The sequence below is a fragment of the Bradyrhizobium sp. sBnM-33 genome (genome assembly GCF_032917945.1).
Classification (GTDB): Bacteria; Pseudomonadota; Alphaproteobacteria; order Rhizobiales; family Xanthobacteraceae; genus Bradyrhizobium.
Genome location: NZ_CP136624.1, coordinates 1,241,176 through 1,261,849, shown reverse-complemented (window position 1 = coordinate 1,261,849; position 20,674 = coordinate 1,241,176). Strand labels below are relative to the sequence as shown.

General features: G+C 61.3%; 16 protein-coding genes and 1 tRNA gene. 5 read left to right on the top strand and 12 right to left on the bottom strand.

Annotation, left to right across the window (positions count from 1 at the left end):
• Nucleotides 1–1,164: 1,164 nt before the first annotated feature.
• A complete protein-coding gene (locus RX328_RS05965; protein ID WP_213257066.1) occupies nt 1,165–4,992 on the top strand; it encodes a LuxR C-terminal-related transcriptional regulator in 3,828 nt (1,275 codons plus the stop codon).
• Between the two features lie 502 nt (nt 4,993–5,494).
• On the opposite strand, the gene RX328_RS05960 is transcribed toward RX328_RS05965, so the two are convergent.
• Nucleotides 5,495–5,569 (bottom strand) — tRNA-Glu (locus RX328_RS05960).
• Nucleotides 5,570–5,699: 130 nt separating this feature from the next.
• Nucleotides 5,700–6,038 (bottom strand): hypothetical protein, encoded by a 339-nt coding sequence (locus RX328_RS05955; protein WP_213257068.1) that lies wholly within the window; start codon nt 6,036–6,038, stop codon nt 5,700–5,702.
• Between RX328_RS05955 and RX328_RS05950 the strand changes: the two genes are divergently transcribed.
• Both RX328_RS05950 and rpoH read left to right on the top strand, forming a co-directional pair.
• The gene (locus RX328_RS05950) at nt 6,037–7,065 is read left to right on the top strand and encodes an RluA family pseudouridine synthase (RefSeq protein ID WP_213257070.1); all 1,029 of its coding nucleotides are present in this window, start codon (nt 6,037–6,039) and stop codon (nt 7,063–7,065) included. The genes RX328_RS05955 and RX328_RS05950 overlap by 2 nt on opposite strands.
• A 215-nt stretch (nt 7,066–7,280) precedes the next feature.
• On the top strand, nt 7,281–8,177 hold the full coding sequence (rpoH, locus tag RX328_RS05945) for an RNA polymerase sigma factor RpoH (RefSeq protein ID WP_171583706.1): 897 nt from the start codon (nt 7,281–7,283) through the stop codon (nt 8,175–8,177).
• Between the two features lie 225 nt (nt 8,178–8,402).
• Here rpoH and RX328_RS05940 read toward each other — a convergent pair whose 3' ends face one another.
• From RX328_RS05940 to RX328_RS05930, 3 genes are all read right to left on the bottom strand, one after another.
• A complete protein-coding gene (locus RX328_RS05940) occupies nt 8,403–9,026 on the bottom strand; it encodes an N-acetylmuramoyl-L-alanine amidase (protein WP_213257072.1) in 624 nt (207 codons plus the stop codon).
• A 745-nt stretch (nt 9,027–9,771) separates the two neighbouring features.
• Nucleotides 9,772–10,389, bottom strand: coding sequence for a LysE family translocator (locus tag RX328_RS05935; protein WP_213257074.1), 618 nt, complete (start codon nt 10,387–10,389; stop codon nt 9,772–9,774).
• Between the two features lie 50 nt (nt 10,390–10,439).
• The gene (locus tag RX328_RS05930; RefSeq protein WP_213257076.1) at nt 10,440–10,841 is read right to left on the bottom strand and encodes a response regulator; all 402 of its coding nucleotides are present in this window, start codon (nt 10,839–10,841) and stop codon (nt 10,440–10,442) included.
• Between the two features lie 150 nt (nt 10,842–10,991).
• Between RX328_RS05930 and RX328_RS05925 the strand changes: the two genes are divergently transcribed.
• The gene (locus RX328_RS05925; protein WP_213257078.1) at nt 10,992–11,834 is read left to right on the top strand and encodes an SDR family NAD(P)-dependent oxidoreductase; all 843 of its coding nucleotides are present in this window, start codon (nt 10,992–10,994) and stop codon (nt 11,832–11,834) included.
• Between the two features lie 310 nt (nt 11,835–12,144).
• Here RX328_RS05925 and RX328_RS05920 read toward each other — a convergent pair whose 3' ends face one another.
• The 6 genes from RX328_RS05920 to RX328_RS05895 all read right to left on the bottom strand — a co-directional run bounded on the left by RX328_RS05920 (nt 12,145) and on the right by RX328_RS05895 (nt 17,835).
• The gene (locus RX328_RS05920) at nt 12,145–12,951 is read right to left on the bottom strand and encodes a lytic transglycosylase domain-containing protein (RefSeq protein WP_213257080.1); all 807 of its coding nucleotides are present in this window, start codon (nt 12,949–12,951) and stop codon (nt 12,145–12,147) included.
• Between the two features lie 184 nt (nt 12,952–13,135).
• The gene (locus tag RX328_RS05915) at nt 13,136–14,323 is read right to left on the bottom strand and encodes an IS4 family transposase (RefSeq protein WP_317258526.1); all 1,188 of its coding nucleotides are present in this window, start codon (nt 14,321–14,323) and stop codon (nt 13,136–13,138) included.
• Between the two features lie 339 nt (nt 14,324–14,662).
• A complete protein-coding gene (locus RX328_RS05910; RefSeq protein ID WP_213254115.1) occupies nt 14,663–15,463 on the bottom strand; it encodes a lytic transglycosylase domain-containing protein in 801 nt (266 codons plus the stop codon).
• A gap of 197 nt (nt 15,464–15,660) precedes the next feature.
• Complete coding sequence (locus tag RX328_RS05905) at nt 15,661–15,897, bottom strand: hypothetical protein (protein ID WP_213254116.1); 237 nt, start codon at nt 15,895–15,897, stop codon at nt 15,661–15,663.
• A 300-nt stretch (nt 15,898–16,197) separates the two neighbouring features.
• Nucleotides 16,198–17,412 (bottom strand): acyl-CoA desaturase, encoded by a 1,215-nt coding sequence (locus tag RX328_RS05900; protein ID WP_312018092.1) that lies wholly within the window; start codon nt 17,410–17,412, stop codon nt 16,198–16,200.
• Between the two features lie 213 nt (nt 17,413–17,625).
• Nucleotides 17,626–17,835: a cold-shock protein gene (locus RX328_RS05895; protein WP_213254117.1), complete on the bottom strand. Its 210-nt coding sequence runs from the start codon at nt 17,833–17,835 to the stop codon at nt 17,626–17,628.
• Between the two features lie 311 nt (nt 17,836–18,146).
• On the opposite strand from RX328_RS05895, the gene RX328_RS05890 reads away from it, so the two are divergent.
• A complete protein-coding gene (locus RX328_RS05890) occupies nt 18,147–19,721 on the top strand; it encodes a hypothetical protein (protein WP_213254118.1) in 1,575 nt (524 codons plus the stop codon).
• Here RX328_RS05890 and RX328_RS05885 read toward each other — a convergent pair.
• Entirely contained in the window at nt 19,684–20,652 is a 969-nt protein-coding gene (locus tag RX328_RS05885; protein ID WP_249726923.1) for a DUF817 domain-containing protein, read from the bottom strand. The two genes, RX328_RS05890 and RX328_RS05885, sit on opposite strands and share 38 nt — an antisense overlap.
• Nucleotides 20,653–20,674 lie beyond the last annotated feature (22 nt).

Here is a 20,674-nt window from a genome sequence, read left to right as displayed (position 1 = left end):
CTTCGTAGAACTACGCGGACAATTTAGGACCGAACTCTCACGCCGGCGTACTACGGCCGCCTCCGGTCCGTCTTCCCAGGCACCCCCAGCCCGGAGGCAGGTCTGCCCGCCCCGGCGTTGGAGCACCACCAGGCGGCCGCGGCTTGGCTGGCCAGCGTGAGCGGGCTTCGCGATGAGCTGCAGCCTACGAACGGTGGTCGTCGGGTGCAGGCTTTGTCTTTCGGCCGGTCACAGCTCTCAGTTCCGTAGGAGGGTGCAGGCCCAGCGATGATAGCCACTCGCTTATGTGAGCAGCAGTTTTCCAGCAGAGCCTCTTTCTTCGGCCCCCGGTTTCTTCGGCCCCCCGGTGTCGACCCAAGCAGTGCTTCGGCCTCGCCTTTCTGCAGCGATGTTCTGTTCGAAGTGTGGGGCTTGGATTGCTTACGTCGCTTGGGCATCTTAGTTCCGAGGCTGGAACTAACGCAGCACGCTTACAGTAATCGGTCTGGAAGATCTGTGGTACCTGCACCGGAGGATCATTAGGATCCTCGAGGGAAGCCAAGCGAACAGGGCGCTAGCTGCTGGACCAACTTGATGAGCTTGGTCGGAAACTCGCCCTGCTGCTATCGACTGACAGTTATCCGGGGCGGCGCCGTGAAGAAGACGCTGAAACAGGGGCGGCCTTACTGCCCCTCTAATCGGCGAAGCTGAGCCAGTAACTCTGCCTCTAATTCCCGAAGGTGAGCTGCCGTTGGTTCACTAACGTACTCTTTGGCAAGCTGTCTACAGCGCGCCAACTTTTCATGGATTGCCAATTCTTCTCGCTCGCGATCCATAAACGTAAGATACGGCAAAGCGAGAAATGTTCAACACCAGTGCACTATGACCAAGTTTGCCGGATACAACTGCGACCTGCACGATCAGCCATTTTCGCGCCTAGTCTAATCAAGCTAGAACTGGGGCTTGCGGTGGGATACAAAAAAGGTCCATTCTCTAAGTGGGTTGGACGCATCTCGCACCAAGACGCAAACTGATGGCAGCTTTCTCGCCTTCCCCTTGCGGAATGAGTCATCCAGTTCAGAGATTGCAGCGGGTAACCCGGGCTGCCGGCGCCAGACATTTTAGATTTGGCGCTGGGGTAGCAAGAGGACTAAGGCACCGCGCTGAGCAGGCGAGGTCAAGCCTATGTTAGATGTGTCCGCGGACGAAGGAAAATTCACGCGCTGCATCCGGCTGGTGATCGCAGATCGACAACCGATCGTTCTGCAGGGGTTGACGTCGATATTCGCAGCACAGCACGACTTCGAGATTGTTGCGTCGTGTAGACGCGGAACAAGCTGCCTCGATGCAATTCGGAATTTGGCACCCGACGTCGCGCTTGTTGCTAACACGTTGCCTGACCTGACGGTATCCGAGATCCTCGCCATTGCGAAAGCCGAGAATCTTCCCACTCGGCTGGTGTTCTTTGCCGAACCCGAAGGAGACGACGATCTCATCGCGGCAATCGCGGCCGGCACGTGCAGTGCAATTTCGAATTACGCACACCCAGACACCATTCTGCGTTCCCTGCGGCTGATGACGGAGCGCACCAGTGCGCGACCGAAACCGTCCCAAGACCTCTCGCCAAACGGGAAGGAGTTAGACCGCGCCAAAATCGAAAAAATGCTGAGGGTGCTCACGCTCCGCGAGCGCGAAATCATACGACTAGTGGCCGAAGGTTTGTCGAACAAGGAGATTGCGCGCCAGCTGAACGTTTCCCCCGGCACAGTCAAAGTACACCTCTACAACATATTTCAGAAGCTTGAAATCAGTAACAGGACCGTGCTCGCCACGATCGCGTTGTCACAACGATCCACCGGCTTCGGGACGCTCTCGCTCGCCGCCCTGGCGTTCGCAATCTTGAGCGACATCAAGACGTCGGACGCGAACAGCACCTTCCTGGATGAGGACAGCACCGCCTCCAAGGATCTTGAGCACTCCGCATTTGAGCTCTGGAAGAAAGCGATCCTCCGGCACGTCATCGTTGCAGATCCCGGCGAGACGGTCGTGCTTACCCAGAGAAGCTCCCCAATTAAGGTGAACCAAGTCACGCACTCGGCTGCGAGAATGGAAGAGCTGCACGCGGCCGAGCAGGCCGTCCTCTCCAACATCGGGAGAGGCTACGGCCCGATTGGATCCGGCACGCCCCATCTTTTCATTTCGCCGCTGCTGCAAGCGATTAACCAGATCGGCAGCCCCACGGCGCAGCAGTTCCCGCCGCTGGGGTTTGCCTCGAATCCGGTAAAGAGTCATGGAGGCTATGGCGCCTTCAGCATGATGGCCGCCGGCGTGGGGATCTACACACTCGACAACTCTCATGCCGCAACGCAGGTGCTCGACCGGGGCGAAATGCTGATCGACACATCCACGGTCGCCACCCTGGATGGCACCACACAAGAGGCGACAATCACCATTCATGGCGCCAGCCATGTAGACCCCAACGATGTCGACAACTTGGCTTCAGGCCCAGTTGTCCACGACTCCCGCCTGCCGCTCGCGTTTGGACACGACAGCGTCACAGGAGAAGGTAACGCGGGCCAAATAATCCCTGGCGTCGCCGGTGACGACACCCTCAACGGCACCGGCTTAGTGGATGTTATTTACGGAAGCTCAGGGAACGATGCGATTAGGGATACCGGTGGAGACGACACGATCTACGGAGGATCCGGCAGCGACACCATCAACGGCAACAACGGCAACGATACCATCTTCGGCGGATATAACGGTGACCAGCTGCCGGGCAGCAAGGATGATGACATCTTTGTCTATCTTTCAGCGATCGATTCCAACTGTACCCAGTTCGACACCATCATCGATTTCACATCGGGGAAGGACAAGATCAACCTGGCGGCTTTCGGCGCGCTGGCGTTCCTGCACATGACGTCAGCAAGCAAATCCGTGCCGCCGCATACTCTCGCCTGGATCTACAATCCCGCGAGCAATGAAACGATCATCTATGTGAATCCGACGGATCGCAGCCTTGATATCGGCGATCCGGGCCTGCTGGAAATCCATTTGCAGGGAGTTGTGTCCGTTGCCGAGTCAGATTTCGTCTACGAGCGGGAAGCGGCGGCTGTCGCGGCGGCTTTGGAGGGAATCGATCCTGCGCTGCTGGTGGCGACCGCGAGCGATGGGACCGTTCTGACGGCGGGCAGCGCCGAGGCTTCCAGCGAAGCGGCGACGAGCGAGAGCACGCTCGTGACAGCTGGTATTTGGACGATGCCTGCCGACGATGGCTTGAGATTCCATTTCGGGCGGGATCGGATCGGTTCGATCCGACTCGGTAGTTCCGACGACGATTCGGCTTATGCAACGGAAGAGAGCGACGATGGTGCGATTGCTGCGCCGGCGCACGTATCGTCAATCGAGCTTGCTTACAGCCACGCAACGGTCCTGACGGAGGAACATTTCACATCCAAGAAGGAGCCGGTCCACGCGAACACCGGTGCTGTGACGACCGCGCCAGCCAAGGCGCACGCAACCGCCGGGTTCGAACTTCCCGAGTTCTTCGCACTGGGCAATAGCGGGGGCCACGCTAACGCGCAGCACGCCTCGAACTCGCCCGCCGCGAAGGCATCCGGGGCCGCCGAGCCGACAGAACCGGGCGCCACACCCGGCCACAGCAGCTCGCAGCACCCGTCACACGCGGCCTCTGCAAAGGCATTGGCCGCCGGCGAATCAACCGAACCGGGCGTCACATCGGGTCACGGTGTCGGCCACAGCAAGTCGAAGCACGCCTCGAACTCGCCCGCCGCGAAGGCATCCGCGACCGCCGAGCTGACAGAACCGGCCGCCGCACCCGGCCACAGCAACTCGCAGCAACCTTCACACGCGGCCTCTGCAAAGGCCTTAGCCGCCGGCGAGTCAACCGAACCGGGCGTCACATCGGGTCACAGTGTCGGCCCCAGCAAGTCGAAGCACGCCTCGAACTCGCCCGCTAAGGCATCCGCGGCCACCGAGCCGACAGAACCGGGCGCCACACCCGGCCACAGCAGCTCGCACCACCCGTCACACTCTACCTCAGCAAAGGCATTAGCGGCGGGCGAATCAACCGAACCGGGCCTCACATCGGGTCACGGTGTCGGCCACAGCAAGTCGGAGCACGCCTCGAATTCGCCCGCTGCGAAGGCATCCGCGGCCACCGAGCCGACAGAACCGGGCGCCACACCCGGCCACGGCAGCTCGCAGCACCCTTCACACGCGGCCTCTGCAAAGGCATTGGCCGCCGGCGAATCAACCGAACCGGGCGTCCCATCGGGCAACGGCGTCGGCCACAACAACTCGCACTCTTCACACTCGGCATCCGCAAGCACTATGGAAGCGGCCGAGCCGGTCGAACCTGGCGTCGCACCGGGTAATGGTGGCGGCCATGGCAACTCGCCGCACGCTTCGCACTCGGCCTCTGCAAAGCCATTGGAGACCGGCGAATTAACCGAACCGGGCGTCACATCGGGCAACGGCGTCGGCCACAACAACTCGCACTCTTCACACTCGGCATCCGCAAGCACTATGGAAGCGGCCGAGCCGGTCGAACCTGGCGTCGCACCGGGTAATGGTGGCGGTCATGGCAACTCGCAGCATGCTTCGCACTCGGCCGCTGCGAAGGCATCAGCGACCGGCGAGCTGACAGAAGCGGCAGGTACCCCCGGTCAGAGCAATTCGCAGCACCCTTCACACTCGGCCTCTGCAAAGGCATTGGCGGCCGCCCCCCAGCCGGCCGAACCCGCGTGCGGGACCGGCGGCGCTGGCCACGAACCGGCATTCCACTTCAAAGATCAGGCTCCTCCTTCCACCCCCACCGCGGCCGTTGAGCTAGAAGAGCTTAACGATACGCCCGTTCTCCTCGTTCACGGCACCGAGCTGGCGGCAATCCTTAAGATGGGCTCAGCTGCTATGGAGGAACACGCGACCAGTCACGACAATAACGGTCAGCATCATTCCATAGCACATGTGTCCCACGAACTGCTCACGTGAAAAGTGTTGGCAGCGGAGTCCCCTACGATCGCGGCGAGCTGCCACTGGGGCTGACGGCCCGCCTAATCGGTTCTAATATTTCGCTGCACGCTCTTTGTATCCATCGATGCCAGCCCGAATCTTCTTTCCAGACCTTGGCGATCTCGCGCAAGCTCGTCTCCTGCTGCCGCAGGATCTTTGCGCGCGTCAGAGCGGCCTGCTCATTGACGCTTGGCACAAGCTCAATCGGCCTTCCCGGCAGCTTACGAGCGGCGCCTACAGGGCGGCGCTCTAATCTGGCTGAAATGCTGATGCCATTACCGGTTGCCACCGTAGTTTCCGATCCCGCAGGCTCCACTTGACCACTTGGACGCAGTCGGATGATGAGGGCTTCGAATACACCCGGCGCAAAACCGGCGTGCCTGTCGCCGTGGCTATGGCGAACAGATTTCCCCAAACCCTTTCTGACAGTTTGGGGAAACGGATGAAAAAGCGAAGGAGATCAATGTGAAAAGAGGATCACTGGCGCTCCCTAGGGGAATCGAACCCCTGTTTCAGCCTTGAGAGGGCCGCGTCCTAACCGCTAGACGAAGGGAGCGTATGGCCTCAGGGAATAGCCGCGAAATGTGCGCCGGGCAAGGCAAGTCTGAAGCCTTCGCACGGGTAGTTAACTCTGTTGCTTCGGGTCCTCGGGCCGACCCCCGGTGCACACCCGATCCGCCCTGCCCTCAGGGTTCATTGACGAATTTGAGCCTTCCGGCCGGTTTCAGCGTCTTGGCGTCGAAAGTGCGGATTTCGGTCACCCCACTTATATCCAGCGTCAGCACCAGCCGCTCGCCGGCCACCGCCGCCGAGACGATGCGGGCGCCCTTGGGCAGGGTTTCAGTGATATCCGTCGTGCCAGGCGCGGGGCTTCCCTCGCCGCGGTAAAGACGGTACCCGACGGCGATCAGGACCACGGCCACCGCAAGCGCCGAGGTCAGGCCCGCGATCAGCATCATCCGCCGCACCCGCGCGATCAGCGCGGCCTGCTCGGGGGTCGGTTCGGGCGCGACGGTATCGGTCATGCAGGACTCTTGGTTGGAACAGGGATCATCAAATAGCGGTCAAAGGCTGGAGGTTACCGTCGGCGGCGACGAGGGATCGCCCCGCCTCGACCGCGTGCTCGCGGTGCTCCGCCCGGAACTGTCGCGCTCGCGGCTGAAAGCGCTGATCCTGGCCGGTTCCGTCACTGCCAAAGGCACCCCCATCCGCGACCCCGCTTATCATGTCGCGCGAGGGGATACGATCACAATCGATGTCCCCGAAGCCGCTCCGCCGGAGCCTTTGGGCGAAGATATCGCGCTCGATATTGTCTATGAGGATAACGACATCATCGTTATCGACAAACCGAAGGGTCTTGTCGTGCATCCCGCCGCCGGCCACGAAAGCGGCACGCTGGTAAATGCCCTGATCGCCCATTGCGGTGCCAGCCTGTCCGGCATTGGCGGTGTCCGGCGGCCGGGCATCGTGCACCGGCTCGACAAGGACACGACGGGCCTGATGGTGGTCGCCAAGAACGACCACGCCCATCAATCACTGACCGCGCAATTCGCCGATCACGGCCGCACGGGTCCGATGCAGCGCGGCTACATGGCCTTCATCTGGGGCGTACCCAACCGCCAGCGCGGCACGGTCGCCGCACCGATCGACCGGCATCCGTACGCCCGCGAGAAGATGGCGGTGCGCCAAAGCGGCCGCGAGGCCGTCACCCATTGGGAATTGCAGGCGGCCTATCAGGGGCGCGACGGCAAACCGGTCGCTTCCCTGCTCGCTTGCCAGCTCGAGACCGGGCGGACCCATCAGATCCGGGTGCACCTTGCCCATATCGGCCACCCCCTGATGGGTGACGCCGTCTACGGCCCGCACTTCAAGACCAAGGCGCGCCACCTCGGCCCCGAAGGCCAGGCGGCGCTAGCCGCCCTCGGCCGGCAGGCCCTGCACGCTTATCTGCTTGCCCTGGAACACCCCAGAACGGGAGAACTTTTGCATTGGGAGGCGCCCCTGCCGGAGGATCTCATCCTTCTGCAACGCGCCCTGGAAGCGGCCCTATGACGCAGGCTTTTCAGGAAAATTAAGCTATACTAATAGGTTATGGCTGCCACACGGGGACGTGACGTCAGCATTCCTTCCCTATTTGTTCGTTTTTTGCTATGTTGCATATGCGTTGAATATCCAACGCGGAACATCGCAGCCTGATCGGCTTTAACACAGCGATCACCTGCCGGGCCCGCCGCTATCGGGGGCCTGAACCACTGGAGGGCGCTCGAATGGCCCGTACAGCTACGTTGCCGGTTCTCAATGGAGAATCCGGTCTCTCTAGATACCTCGCCGAGATCCGCAAATTTCCGATGCTGGAACCCCAGCAGGAATACATGCTCGCCAAACGCTGGCGCGAGCATGACGATCGCGACGCGGCACATCACCTTGTCACCAGCCATCTCCGGCTCGTGGCCAAGATCGCCATGGGCTATCGCGGCTACGGCTTGCCGATCTCCGAAGTGGTTTCGGAAGGCAATGTCGGCCTGATGCAGGCGGTCAAGCGGTTCGAGCCCGAGAAGGGCTTTCGTCTCGCTACCTACGCCATGTGGTGGATCAAGGCCTCTATTCAAGAGTACATTCTGCGTTCGTGGTCGCTCGTGAAAATGGGAACCACCGCGAACCAGAAGAAGCTGTTCTTCAACCTGCGCAAGGCGAAGAGCAAGATCTCCGCGCTGGACGAGGGTGATCTCCACCCCGATCAGGTAAAGCTGATTGCCAAGCGTCTCGGCGTGACGGATCAGGACGTGATCGACATGAACCGCCGTCTCGGCGGCGACGCGTCGCTCAATGCGCCGATCCGCGACGACGGCGAAGCCGGCGAATGGCAGGACTGGCTGGTCGATACCTCGCCCAACCAGGAAGCCGTGATGGCCGAGCACGAGGAGTTCGATCATCGCCGTCAGGCGTTGAACGGCGCTATCGGCGTGCTTAATCCGCGCGAACGCCGCATCTTCGAGGCGCGGCGCCTGGCGGAAGAGCCGATGACACTGGAAGACCTCGCCGCCGAATTCGGCGTCTCGCGCGAACGCGTGCGGCAGATCGAGGTCCGCGCTTTCGAAAAGGTGCAGTCGGCCGTCAAGGGTACGATTGCCCGTCAGGAAGCCGAACTCGAAGCCGCGCACTAATTCGCGGCAGAGGTATCGAGTAACGAAAGCCGGCGGCAACGCCGGCTTTTTGTTTTTTGAGCACGCTGTTGCAACCAACCCGCTGTCGTCCTCGCGAAAGCGGGGGACCCAGTACTCCGCGGCGGTCGTTCGACACCGCGCAATAACCTCGGTCTCTGGAATACTGGATCGCCCGGTCAAGCCGGGCGACGACGAGTGAGTGCTAGGCAGCATTCACGCCCGCCCCTACTCCCCCCACTCCCGCGCCATCTTTGCCAGCGCACAGCCTTCGCAATAGCGGGCGTCCTTGAAGTCGATCCAGTTGTGCGCATAGACGCGATCGAGCGGAATGCCGTAACGCGCGCGCAGCACCTTTACCAGAATACGCCACGCCGCGATCTGCGCATCCGTCGGGCCCCGCGTCACGTCCGGAAAATTGCCGGCGAATTCGACGCCGACCGAATTGCTGCCGACCACTTGGCGATAGGTCGGGCCGTTGTCGATGTACTTGTTGTCGTTGCGGTTGGCGCCGTCGCCATGCGTCGGAACGAGATGTTCGCCGACCGCCCAGTACACCGTGCCGTCGGTCTCGACCCAAACCATGACGCCGCGCCGCGTCGGGTTCTTCGATTGCGCCAGCGCGCCGCCGCGCGCGGAGCCAGCCGGACCCTCCGTCTGATGCACGATGATGTTGCGCCAGGGATGAGCCTTTGCGAGATCGCCCCATGGCGCCAGCCAGACCATCTTCAAGCCGGGAATATCTGGCGTGCCCGACGAACGCGCGATCGCTGCGAGGTCGGGCGATTGCGCGGAGGCGCAAGCAGGAAGTGAGAGAGCGAACAGTGCCGCCACGACGAGGCGAAAATTCATGATCGAAGTCCAGTGACGAACCTTAGAGCCTTTTCGGTTCTGATTAAATCAGAACCGGGCTCCAGACCTTTGTTTGACGCGTTTTCTTGACGCGAACCGGTGTCCACTTCGCTGGAAAACGCTCTAGTAGCACGTCTCAGGCCCACTTGCGGAGGGCAACGTCCGCTGCCGTTTCGGCTTCGGGCACCAGCGGCGGCGCCGGATCGTTCTGCGCGCTTAACGGACTCTGACGGCCGCCGGCCAATCCAAACCGTGGTTTTGAATTGATGAAGGTCGCGCGCGTTCGGACATCGTTAAGCATCATGCGCGCGCATGCGAGCGGTAGCGGCGACGCTCGTTTCGGCAAAAAATCGCATCAAAATGCATAACAACTGTGGATAACGTGATGACACCGCCATGACGGCACGCGGCATCGCGCCGCGAATCTGCTGGGATCGTGTGTGAGGATGTTGCGAGGCTGGCCCTCCGCCAAGCATGCCTCGGTGTCGCGTTTCAATCCATGAAAACCTTGAGAGGATACTATGGCTAAGAAAGCGAAGAAGGCGAAGGCGAAGAAGGCCAAGAAGGCCAAGAAGTCGAAGAAGAAGTGAATTTCGGCCCGGGTGGAGTGCTCAGCTCCGCCCGGGCTCCCAACTCCGGGTGAAATTTTGGAGAATGGCGGGCCGCAGGTCCGCCTTTTTATTTGCGGCTGCCACCCTCAGTATGGATCGTGTTGCTGCGCTCGCAATGACGGGCGCGCGAAAATCTACCGCTCCGCAAGCGCCAGCCTGGCCCCGAGCGCGGCAAATCCCGCCGCAAAGCTGCGGCGCAGCCAGGCCATCACCTTCGGCCGCGTGATGACGCGGTCGCGCAGCGCGGCCGCGAACAGGCCGTAGAGCGCGAACACCGCAAACGTCATCGCCATGAAGGCTGCGCTCAATTCCAGCATTCGCGCCAGCGGATGCGGCTCATCCACCGCGATGAATTGCGGCAGGAAGGCAAGGAAGAAGATCGAGAGTTTTGGATTGAGGATGTTGACCAGGACGGCGGTCATGACGACGCGCCGGCTGGAGCGCGCCTTCGCTGCCGGGCGCGTGTCGATCGCAAGCGCGCCCGTCTCGCGCAACGCCTGCCAGGCCATGTAAAGCAGATACGCCACGCCACACCATTTCAGCGCGGCAAACGCCAGAGCACTGGTGTGCAGCACGGCGGCGAGCCCGAGCATGGCGGCCAGCATATGCGGCACGATGCCGAGGGTACAGCCGAAGGCCGCCGCGATGCCCGGCCGTGCGCCCAGTGTCAGCGCGACCGCCAGCGTGTAGAGCACGCCGGTTCCGGGGGAAGCGACGACGATCAGCGAGGTCAGCAGGAACGACAGGGTCATGCCCTGCCATTAACACGACGGCGTCGGGCGCGAAAGCAGCGCGCCGCCGCTCACGGGCGCGATTCGCCGCCGTGCGGCCGTGCATACACCATCCGCTCCGCCTCGCGGATCACGTCGAGCGGCGCCCAGGGCTTGGCCCAGAACTGCACGCCATCGGGCAATTCCTGATGCAGCGGTTTGCCCGAGGTGACGATCACGCCGATCTCGGGATTGTACTTCCTGGCGATGTGCGCGAGTTCGACCCCGTCCATATCACCGGCGAGCTGCACGTCGGTCAGCATCAGGACCAGATCGCCGGCCGCGCGCTCCAGCACCAGCTCAGCGGCCTCCGCGCTTTCGCATTCGATGACGTCGACATCGCTCTCTTCCAGCAACAGGCTGAGCATATCCCGCTGCATCGGGTCGTCTTCGACAATAAGGGCCGTTGCGCGATAAGGTTTGGATTGTCCCATATGAGCCTCCTCTCAGGATCGCGTCGGCTGGCGATACCGCCTGTGTCGGGTATTCGACACTAAGCGCGGAAACCGCTTTATGGTTCAGTTCCAATTTGCGAAAGTTTGCAGGAACCCACTATTGCCGACCTGCAAGGAGTTTGACCCGACATGACTGCGATATCTGGAAGCGCGGCCGCCGTGACCGGCGCCGCCAGTGGCATCGGGCGCGCGCTGGCGCTGGAACTGGCCGCGCGCGGCTGCGACCTCGCACTCGCCGATCGTGACGAGGCCGGGCTGCAGCAGGTGGCCGCCGAGATCGCAAACGCGAACAAGCGCGAGGTAACAATCCACCGCGTCGATGTCGGCGAGCCCGCCCAGATCCAGGAATTTGCCAACGCGGCCATTGGCGCGCATCCGCAGCTCAACATCATCATCAACAATGCCGGCGTCGCCCTGCTCGGCGCCTTCAATGAGGTCGACCAAGCGCAGATGGAATGGTTGATCAACATCAATTTCTGGGGCGTGGTGCACGGCACGCGCGCTTTCCTGCCGCATCTTTCGAAGCAACGCGAGGCGCATATCGTCAACCTCTCCTCGATCTTCGGCATCGTCGCCCCGCCCGGCCAGACCGCCTATTGCGCCGCCAAGTTCGCGGTGCGCGGATTCTCGGAAAGCCTGCGGCATGAACTTGCGATGGCGAACAGCCCGGTGAAGCTCTCGGTGGTGCATCCCGGCGGCGTCTTAACCAACATCGTGCGCAACTCGCGCAGCGGCAGCGGCATCGCCGACAATGCCCGTCGCGCCGAATCGATCGAGCGTTTCGATGCGATCGCCAGGACCACGCCGCCGGCCGCGGCGCAACGCATCATCCGCGGCATCGAGAAAAACCAGCCGCGCATTCTGATCGGCAACGACGCGAAGTTGATGGACCTCTTGCAGCGGTTTCGCCCGGCGACGTACTGGGCGGTGTTGGCGAAGCGGATCGAGAGGATCGGCGCGCAGGCGAAGTGAGCTGACCGTTGCCAAACGAAGCTCGTGCGTTACGGGAGGTGCGTTCCCTCCCCCTTGCGGGGGAGGGCTAGGGAGAGGGGTAAGCCACACGCACCGCCGTTGCCGCCACCCCTCTCCCCCACCCTCCCCCGCAGCCGACTGAGCGCGTGGCAACGGTGTGCGCTATACGTCGCTTGGGAAGCGCCATCATTGCGAGCGCAGCAAAGCAACCTGTTCTTTCTTTGTGCGGAGACATGGATTCCTTCGCGAAGCTTGTCATCGGGCGCGCATTCGCGCGACCCGTTGGCGGGATGACGACAAGTGCGCGGAATCACCGCCCCACTAACCGATCCGCAAAATACCCGATCGTCTTGCGGTAGATCGTCGCCCTGTTCCACTCCCGCATGGCTTCGAAATTCGGGGTGCCTTCGCCATAGGGCGCACCGGCCTTGAAGCCTGACACGTGCAAGAGGTTCGCGGTGGAGGCCAGCACATCGGGCACGCTGTGGCGAAGATCGACATGGCCGTTGCCGTCGAAATCGACGCCGTATTTGATGTAGGACGACGGCAGAAATTGCGTCTGGCCGAGTTCACCGGCGAAGGCGCCGATCAAATCGCGCAAGGGAAGATCGCCGCGCTGCACGATTTTCAGCGCGGCCAGCAATTCGCCCTGAAACAATTCGGTGCGACGGCAATCATGCGCCATGGTCGTCAGCGTGCGGATCACCGGCATCTTGCCGATGTCGCCCTTGCCGTAATCCGATTCCAGTCCCCAGATCGCGACGATGATCTGTGGCGGCACACCGAACTTCTGCTCGATGCGCGCCAGCAGTGACGCGTGCCGCTGCAGCATCTGCCGGCCGATGTTGATGCGCCCGGGGCCGACGCGGGTGGAGACATATTGCTCGAACGTCTTGTTGAAGGTGCCGCGCTGGCGGCGGTCGAAAGCGAGCACCGCCGGATCCTGCGTGATGCCCGCGAACGCCTGACTGATTACCGCTTGCGACACGCCGGCGGCCTGCGCCTCCGCCGCCATCGCGGAAACGAAGGTGTTGAAATCGCCGCCACAGCGGGCGGCGTAAGTGGGGGTGGAGAGGATGACGGCGCCGAGAAAAATGGCCCAACGAAATATGCGCATGCGAATCCCTTGTTAAGTCTCGTGCCGATCATGCCATGGGAAAAACGTGCGCGAAACCTCGTCGTCCTCGCGCACGCGGGGACCCATACGCCGCGGCCGATGTTGTTGAAGCGGGCTGTTTAACGGCTTGGCTTCAACAAATTGCCGCCTGTGGTTATGGGTCCCTGCGTTGGCACTAGCTGATTCACACATCTTTGAGGGTCTCCCAGGCGGAAGCCACGCCCAAGAAGTATTGGAGGCCATGCCTCATGGTGATGGGGCCGGGTTTGGTGCGAGGGTATCCATCCCATCCGCCGAGGCGAGCAATGATCCATGAGGCCCAAGCCAAGGTTTGCGGGCGATGTGGATTGCTTTGGAGTTTGGTTCTGCCTTCGTACTTGGTGGCCAGTGCGGCGAGCAGCTTGATCTGCTCTTTGTTGAACGCGTTGCTGGCAGGTTCGGCGCTGCGTCCGTCGCGAGCCTGAACCAGTTGCAGGATCACGACGGCAGCCTTGGCGGCGATCGCGGTGAGCTTGAGCAGCCGATCGGCGGTTTCGATCCGGCTGTCTTCGAGTTGCAGCCCCTGCGTTTTGATCAGGCGGAACAGCTGCTCGATAATCCAACGCTTTTTGTACCAGTTGACGATCTGCCAGGCAGACGCGACATCGTTCACGTCATGGGTCGTCAGCAGGTACCAGTGCAGCGGCTCGACGCCCGCTGGCGGATCGACTTCAACGACCTCGACCAAAGCGAGTTCGACTGTCCGCGGTAAGTCGGCAGACGCGTTCTGCGGCCTTCTGAGGGTGACCCGACCGAACCGCAGCACCAGCTTGGCCTGTCGGGCGGGCCGATCGGCACGCGCCACAACGTCGATGGTGGCAGTGTCGACGACGGGCCAACTGCTGGCGGTGGCATACATGCTTGCACCGTCGGCCAGCACGCGATCATGCATGCTCCGCGTCAACAGATGGAAGTTTGAGGCCGATACGCTCGCCCATTTGGCATAGATGTCGCCCTCGCGATCGTCGATCACCGTGACCATCGTGGCCGCAGAGAGCACCTGCTTGGCTCGATGGGCCGTGCTGATCCAACGTTCCGACTCCTTCTGCTCCAGTGGCCGCTGATCGTGCGGCACCGTAACCCGGCCCTGGCGCGTCCAAATCTTCCCGCCTACCAGCCCCAGACAGGCGTCACTGGCGGCATCCACGGCGGCCATCGCATGCAACAGCAAGCCGTGGCTGTTCCCTTTGCCGATCTCACCCAGCCCGCGCCGACGCTCGGGTTGGGTCCTAAAGTTGATCTCGCTTGTATCCTGGATCGCCAGCACGTGCCGGCCGGCCGCCGCAACCGCCGTCTGTTCGCCCCAGCCTGCGAGCAGTGCTTCCAAGCTCACGTTCTCATTGGCGAGAAATCGGCCGTATCGGACTATCTTGGCCCGATCACCATCCGCCGCTCGACGCAAGCACGAGCTGGCGCGCGTGACCATCCCTTCGAGCAGAGCCGCCCCCCTTTATCGAGACGGCCATCCCCGAACCGACCAAGCCTGAATTGTTCGTTCAACATCTTGGCACCTCAATGGAATCGAAGTGCCAGATACAGAATCACAGCAGACCGTCGCTGCGGAAGGCCAAATCAAGACATCGAGTCATTCCGTCGCAGCCGGCAATGTGTGCATCTGCTAGTGCGTTCGCAGGGACGACGGAGCGATTGGCTTCGGAGGTCGGCGACCGCCCTACTCCCCGCCGTCGATCTGACGACCCATCAGCGCGATCGCCTTCTGATAGACGCCCGCGGCATTCCAGGCCTGGATGGCGGCGAAATTCGGCTCGCCCGGCTGATAGCCGGCACCCGCGCGCCAGCCATGCGCCTTCAAAAAGTTCGCGGTCGACATCAGCGCGTTGGCCGCGTTTTCGAGATTGCCGGTGCCGTAGGCCAGAATGGCCTTGGGCATGAACTGCGTCTGCCCGACCTCGCCATGCATCGAGCCGCGCTGGCTGGCAGGGAGCGCGCCGCGGTCGATCAATTGCAGCGCCGCGTAGAGATGCTCGGTGAAATATTCCGAGCGCCGGCAGTCATAGGCCAGCGTCGCGATCGAGGCGAGCATGTTCTGATTGCCGCGCTGGCTGCCGAACCCGGTCTCCATCCCCCAGATCGCAAGCAGCGGCCCCGGCGGCACGCCATAGCGGCTCTGAATGGAAGCGAACAGCGCGGCCTGCGATTGCTTGAGCTGCCTCCCCCTCGCGACGATCGTGGTGGCGCCGCGCTTGGCAAGAAACTGATCGAGCGAAAGTTTGAAACTGCGTTGGCCGCGGTCGGCGTTGATGGTCGCCTGCGCGTAGTTCGTCGCCATCAAGGCCTGGATGGTCGAAGCGCTGATGCCTTTTGCTCGGGCTTCGCCGGCGAATTGCTGCTTCCAGGATTCGTAGCCGGCGGCGGAATTGCCGCATTGGGCGGCGTGGGATGGGGGGCCTGCAGATGCGAGGATAGCCAAGGTCAGGAAAATGGCCGTCGTAAATCTCTTGCTCTTGAACATCCCGAGTTCCTCGGCTCTACCGACTTTTCGCTCGCGCGGCCAGCTTAACGCAACGTTGGCGGCGGTCTAGGGCGTCTACTCATAAATCCGGGTATGGGCGCGTGCGGCCACATGCGGTTTTACCCACGGGGCCCGTCATGAATCAAGATCGATCATGATAGCGACGTAACGGTGTCTGCTCCGTCCGCATGGGCTGTTTAGATCATCGTGAGCTTGAGCTGGCCGCCTTCAACGGTCCCCGTCGCGAGAGCGTCGCGAGCCATCTTTTCGATGATCGGCCAATTCGCGAGAAGGTACTTCTGCGCCTGTGCCTTCGTAGGGAAGCTGGTTTGCAGTATGCAGCCCTGCCGCGCGTTTCCATTCGCAATCTGAAAAGATACTGTTTGGGGTCCCTCATTGATCTCTTGTTCGGTAGGCTTGGGAAGTTTTCGCATACACTGCTCCTTATGAAAATTGCCGCGCTGGTCACGAATCAAGTTGAATGCAGATAGATAGGGTTCTGTGACCCCCGCTGCTCTAATCGACGCAGGCCGCCCAGCGGCGATCTTATTGGCTTCGGCATGCGCGTCGCCCCGTGGTCCACGCTGGGCTACGTGTACGAACGACCCCGGTCAGCATCTGTCGGAGCTAAGTCTTCGCCTTCCGGCTCCTGCGTGCCGGATTTGCCAGCTAGCCATGCACCTTATATGGGGACGCTTGAGGTAAACGCCACTGGTTACACAAGAATGGAGGCATCAGCCATTTGAGGATGGGTGTCTGCTATCCATGCTCGCTTGCGATTTCGAATTTGCCACGGCCAACCGAGGTGGACTGATCAATAGAGATCCGACAGATTCGATCAGGACCCCATATGCACGCTCGACGATGTCGTCCAAAAATCTGGTCTTCGCGAACATCTCCTGGGCTGCAGCGAGTAGCTGGTCACGAGTTGGCATGTGAGGCGGATGCAGATTCCAACGCAAATCGGCCCGCTGCTGCAATAGAAGCAGCGCGTCCCGCACCGACCACAATTCGGTCTCGTGGACTGATGATTTGATAGCCTGCGCGATGTGTTCGGGGTTGAAACGTCTAGCGAGCTGCTCAGCCGTTCGGCTTAGCACTCGTGATCCCAATCGCTGCTCATTGCGCAGAACCGGCTCCGGCGGCCTCTTTAGATCCCAGACAATCCCGAGCCAGGACAAGGCCACTAGAACATAATAGGTCCCATCAATCTCCCACCAACGGAAGCCCTGCCGAGCGCTGCTCTGGTACGCGTGATGATTGTTGTGCCAGCCCTCACCCATCGTAAGGAGAGCCAGCAGCCAATTGTTGCGGGAATCATCGCCCGTAACATACCGCTTGCGTCCGTGAACATGTGCTAGGGAATTGATGCAAAACGTTGCATGATACAGAACGACGGTGCTCCAGAGGAAGCCGACCACGAGCCCCGGCCATCCGGCGATGAGGAAGCAGAGACCAGCGATCGTGACCGCTGGCAAAACCTCGAATTTGTGCAGCCACATCAACTCAGGATACGATGCAAAATCCGAAACCTTTACCAGATCGGTTGCATCGTGCTGTCGATAGAAGATCCAGCTGACATGACTGTGCACGAAGCCTTTGTGCCGGGGTGAATGCACATCTAGCTCGGAATCTGAATGAAGATGGTGATGTCGGTGTTTCGCAGCCCACCAAAGGACGCTTTTCTGAGCGCTGCTTTGGGCAAGGAATGCAAGGATGAATTGAAACACCCGGCTTGTCGAGTAAGCTCGGTGCGAAAAATACCGATGATACCCGGCACCGATCGCAAACATGCGCAGCCAATATAGAACGACGCAAATTGCAGTCGCTTGCCATGTGATGCCCGACCAGAACGCCGCGACGCACCCTGCGTGGACCAAAAGAAACGGGAGGACCTGCGGGTACATGATGTCATCATGTTCCTGATCTAGATTGATATTGGTAGGCACGTTCCCGACCTCAGTTTTGTTTCAACGGGCAGGCCACCGCCAACAGACTGCTCAAGGCTAAGTCTTAAGGCCAAGTCTTAAAGGCCAGCTTGGCGGCATTGCCGCGATATGCAAAAAAGAACTCCGCGACCGGTAAACCCGGCGCGGAGTCGCGAACCAAAGGCTCTGCCAGTACATCCGTGGTCAAAGCAGCATGGCGTCGGTTGCGGCAGATTACGCGGCGCGCAGATTTTCCGCGGCAGATTTGCCAGTCCGGCGATCTGCAACGACGTCAAAGGAAACCTTCTGTCCCTCGTTGAGGGTACTCATGCCGGCGCGTTCGACAGCGCTGATATGAACGAAAACATCTTGGCTTCCCTGGTCCGGCTGAATGAAGCCGAAACCCTTTTGGCTGTTAAACCACTTCACAGTTCCCGTATTCATGGGAGATCGTCCTTCAAGATAGATGTGTTTGGAACCGCGCTCAAGAACGCAGCAGGCTAATTTCGAGGTCTGGGGAGAGGGTCGTCAGTCAGGCGCGCTATGAGCGGCGAGGCCAAGTCGTTCGGCCGAAACTCGATTGACCATACATGGCTATTATTCGATCATTTCGCAAGTGGCTTCCACTTTCTTTGGCAATGAGCGAACTGCAATTGTTCCCCTTCGCTCCGCGGAAAGGAATGCTGTCGCGGTCGGCATCGCTCCGGCGCGTGCATTCCGAGCTGCTCGGCGGGCGCTCCTCCGAGGACAATGCCATGACCAGGTCCAGTGGTTTCAAAGTCGGAATTGTAATTGTGATCGCCGCACTCACGGGAATCCAGAAGGCGGCCGCCCAGGCGCCGACGCTCTCCGTCGACCCTTCACGATTGCCGCGTCTCGGCACCGTCGACGAGCGCTTTCAATCGTACAATGTGGAAATGGTCGAGGTCACCGGCGGACGCTTCTGGAAGCCTTACAGGGCGAGCGCAGCAGCGCCGTCAGATCGAGGTGGTGATAATGCTGGGAATCTTCCAGCCGGCGCGAATCCCGACCTCTTCGAATATCGAAAGCCCATCGATCTCTCGAACGCCCGGCTGCGCGCATTGGCTGCCGCGCTGGCCCCGGCCTACCTGCGCGTCAGCGGCACCTGGGCCAATAGCACCTACTTTGCTGAAAGCGATGAGACGCCATCAACGCCGCCCAACGGCTTCCGCGCGGTGCTGAGCCGCGAGCGCTGGAAAGGCGTCATCGACTTTGCCCGCGCGGTCAATGCAGAGATCGTGACGTCGATGGCGATAAGCCCCGGTGCCCGGGACGCAGCAGGTCGATGGCGGAGCGATCAGGCGCGTCGCTTGTTCGCCTACACCAGATCCATCGGTGGCAGAATTGCCGCCGCTGAGTTCATGAACGAACCGACGCTGGCCGCCATGGGCGGCGCGCCGAAAGGATACGACGCGGCAGCTTACGGGCGGGACTTCAAAGCCTTTGTTGCATTCATCGGGGACAACGAACCGGATGTGATCGTTCTGGGCCCTGGTTCGATTGGCGAGACAACAGCGTCGCAGTCCGGCTCCGGCTTCATCAGTACGCGGGATCTGCTTGCCGCATCCGGCCCCGGCATCGATGCGTTTTCCTATCATCACTATGGCGCCCTCTCGCAGCGATGCTCCGGAATTCCGGGCCAAACCACACAAGAGGCCGCCCTTTCGGAAGCGTGGCTTAAGAGCACGGAGCAGACGCTCGCGTTCTACCGATCGCTGAGAGACGAGTTTACGCCTGGTAGACCGATGTGGCTGACCGAAACCGCCGAGACAGCCTGCGGCGGCAATCCCTGGGCTGCCACGTTCCTCGATACGTTCCGATATCTCGATCAGCTTGGCCGGCTTGCCAGGGCCGGCGTCCAGATGGTGGCGCACAACACGCTGGCGGCAAGCGACTACGGCCTGCTTGACGAGACGACGCTGCGGCCGCGGCCAAATTACTGGGCGGCGCTGCTGTGGCGCAGACTGATGGGAACGACCGTTCTCGACGCCGGCGTGCACAAGGGGATTCACCTGTACGCGCATTGCCGGCGAGGCGAACGTGGGGCCGTCATATTGCTCGCCATCAATACGGACAGGACGGCCACTGCCCTCTTGCGATTGCCCGCGGCCAGCGAGCGTTACACGCTGTCGGCGGATCATCTGGAAAGCGCCGGCGTGAAGCTGAATGGAACAGTTTTGGATCTCGGCCCGAATGACGGTCTTCCGCGGCTCGCAGCGGTGACGTCGCCACCGGGTTCGGTTGAGATCGCGCCTGCCACCATTACCTTCCTCACGGTCGCGGATGCCAACAACCCGGCATGCAATTGAATCTTTCCCGGACGCTGGTCGCACGCTCGCGCGGCGGATTGATCAGGCTTACCAGCGTGTAGCTGATGATCAGCAGCAAAAACCATGACCCGAGCTTGCCGAAGGACACCATCGACCAGCCCTGCTGCTGTGACGGATAGAGCCAGATCCTGGTGAACGTGCCGATGTTTTCCGAGAACCAGATGAAGAGCGACACCAGCACGAGCCCGAGCAACAGCGGCATCGAACGATGGTCGTGCCAGATCCTGAAATACACGCGGGTGCCGAAGAAGATCCAGCCCGCCCATGCGAACAGGATCCAGCGCAGATCGACCATGTAGTGATGGCTGAAGAAGTTGACGTAGATCGCGACGCTGAGCACGATGAGGCCGAGGCGCCGGGGGTGATCGGAGAACTCGAAATCGAACAGGCGCCACGCACGGCAGAGATAGCTGCCTATGCAGGCATACATGAAGCCGGAGAATAGCGGCACGCCGCCGATCCGGAAGAAATTCGGCTCCGGGTAAATCCAGGAGCCGACCTGCGTCTTGAATATCTCCATCACGGTGCCGACGAAATGATAGATCAGGATCACCTTCGCTTCGTCCGATGTCTCCAGCCGGCCCGCGAAGAGGGCGACCTGAACGGCGATCATGCAGAGAAACAGAAAGTCGTAGCGGGCAAGCGGCGCGCTCGCCGGATAAAAGAGCCAGGTTGCGACCATCAGGAAAATCGCGATGCCGCCGAACAAGCAGGCCCAGGCCTGCTTCACGCCGAAGCGGAGGAATTCGTAAAGGGCTGAAGTTGAGCGGCGCCGCGCCATGAAGCGGCCGAGCCGATGTTCGCGCGCGATGAAGCGGCGTAGCGGCGGCCAGATGGCGGCGGCACTCGGGCCGAGGCGCCGGGCAGCCTGGTTCGGGAGGTGATGCACGCCGCGGAGGGTGGCTGACAATCGGGATCAAAGGTGGGCGGAG

Bases quoted from the DNA above. Each gene is read 5' to 3' on its own strand.
- rpoH (WP_171583706.1), top strand. From the start codon at position 7,281: ATGGCCCGTACAGCTACGTTGCCGGTTCTCAATGGAGAATCCGGTCTC.
- RX328_RS05950 (WP_213257070.1), top strand. From the start codon at position 6,037: ATGCAGGACTCTTGGTTGGAACAGGGATCATCAAATAGCGGTCAAAGG.
- RX328_RS05955 (WP_213257068.1), bottom strand. From the start codon at position 6,038: ATGACCGATACCGTCGCGCCCGAACCGACCCCCGAGCAGGCCGCGCTG.
- RX328_RS05910 (WP_213254115.1), bottom strand. From the start codon at position 15,463: ATGTTCAAGAGCAAGAGATTTACGACGGCCATTTTCCTGACCTTGGCT.
- RX328_RS05935 (WP_213257074.1), bottom strand. From the start codon at position 10,389: ATGACCCTGTCGTTCCTGCTGACCTCGCTGATCGTCGTCGCTTCCCCC.
- RX328_RS05925 (WP_213257078.1), top strand. From the start codon at position 10,992: ATGACTGCGATATCTGGAAGCGCGGCCGCCGTGACCGGCGCCGCCAGT.
- RX328_RS05940 (WP_213257072.1), bottom strand. From the start codon at position 9,026: ATGAATTTTCGCCTCGTCGTGGCGGCACTGTTCGCTCTCTCACTTCCT.
- RX328_RS05930 (WP_213257076.1), bottom strand. From the start codon at position 10,841: ATGGGACAATCCAAACCTTATCGCGCAACGGCCCTTATTGTCGAAGAC.
- RX328_RS05920 (WP_213257080.1), bottom strand. From the start codon at position 12,951: ATGCGCATATTTCGTTGGGCCATTTTTCTCGGCGCCGTCATCCTCTCC.
- RX328_RS05890 (WP_213254118.1), top strand. From the start codon at position 18,147: ATGACCAGGTCCAGTGGTTTCAAAGTCGGAATTGTAATTGTGATCGCC.
- RX328_RS05895 (WP_213254117.1), bottom strand. From the start codon at position 17,835: ATGAATACGGGAACTGTGAAGTGGTTTAACAGCCAAAAGGGTTTCGGC.
- RX328_RS05965 (WP_213257066.1), top strand. From the start codon at position 1,165: ATGTTAGATGTGTCCGCGGACGAAGGAAAATTCACGCGCTGCATCCGG.
- RX328_RS05905 (WP_213254116.1), bottom strand. From the start codon at position 15,897: ATGCGAAAACTTCCCAAGCCTACCGAACAAGAGATCAATGAGGGACCC.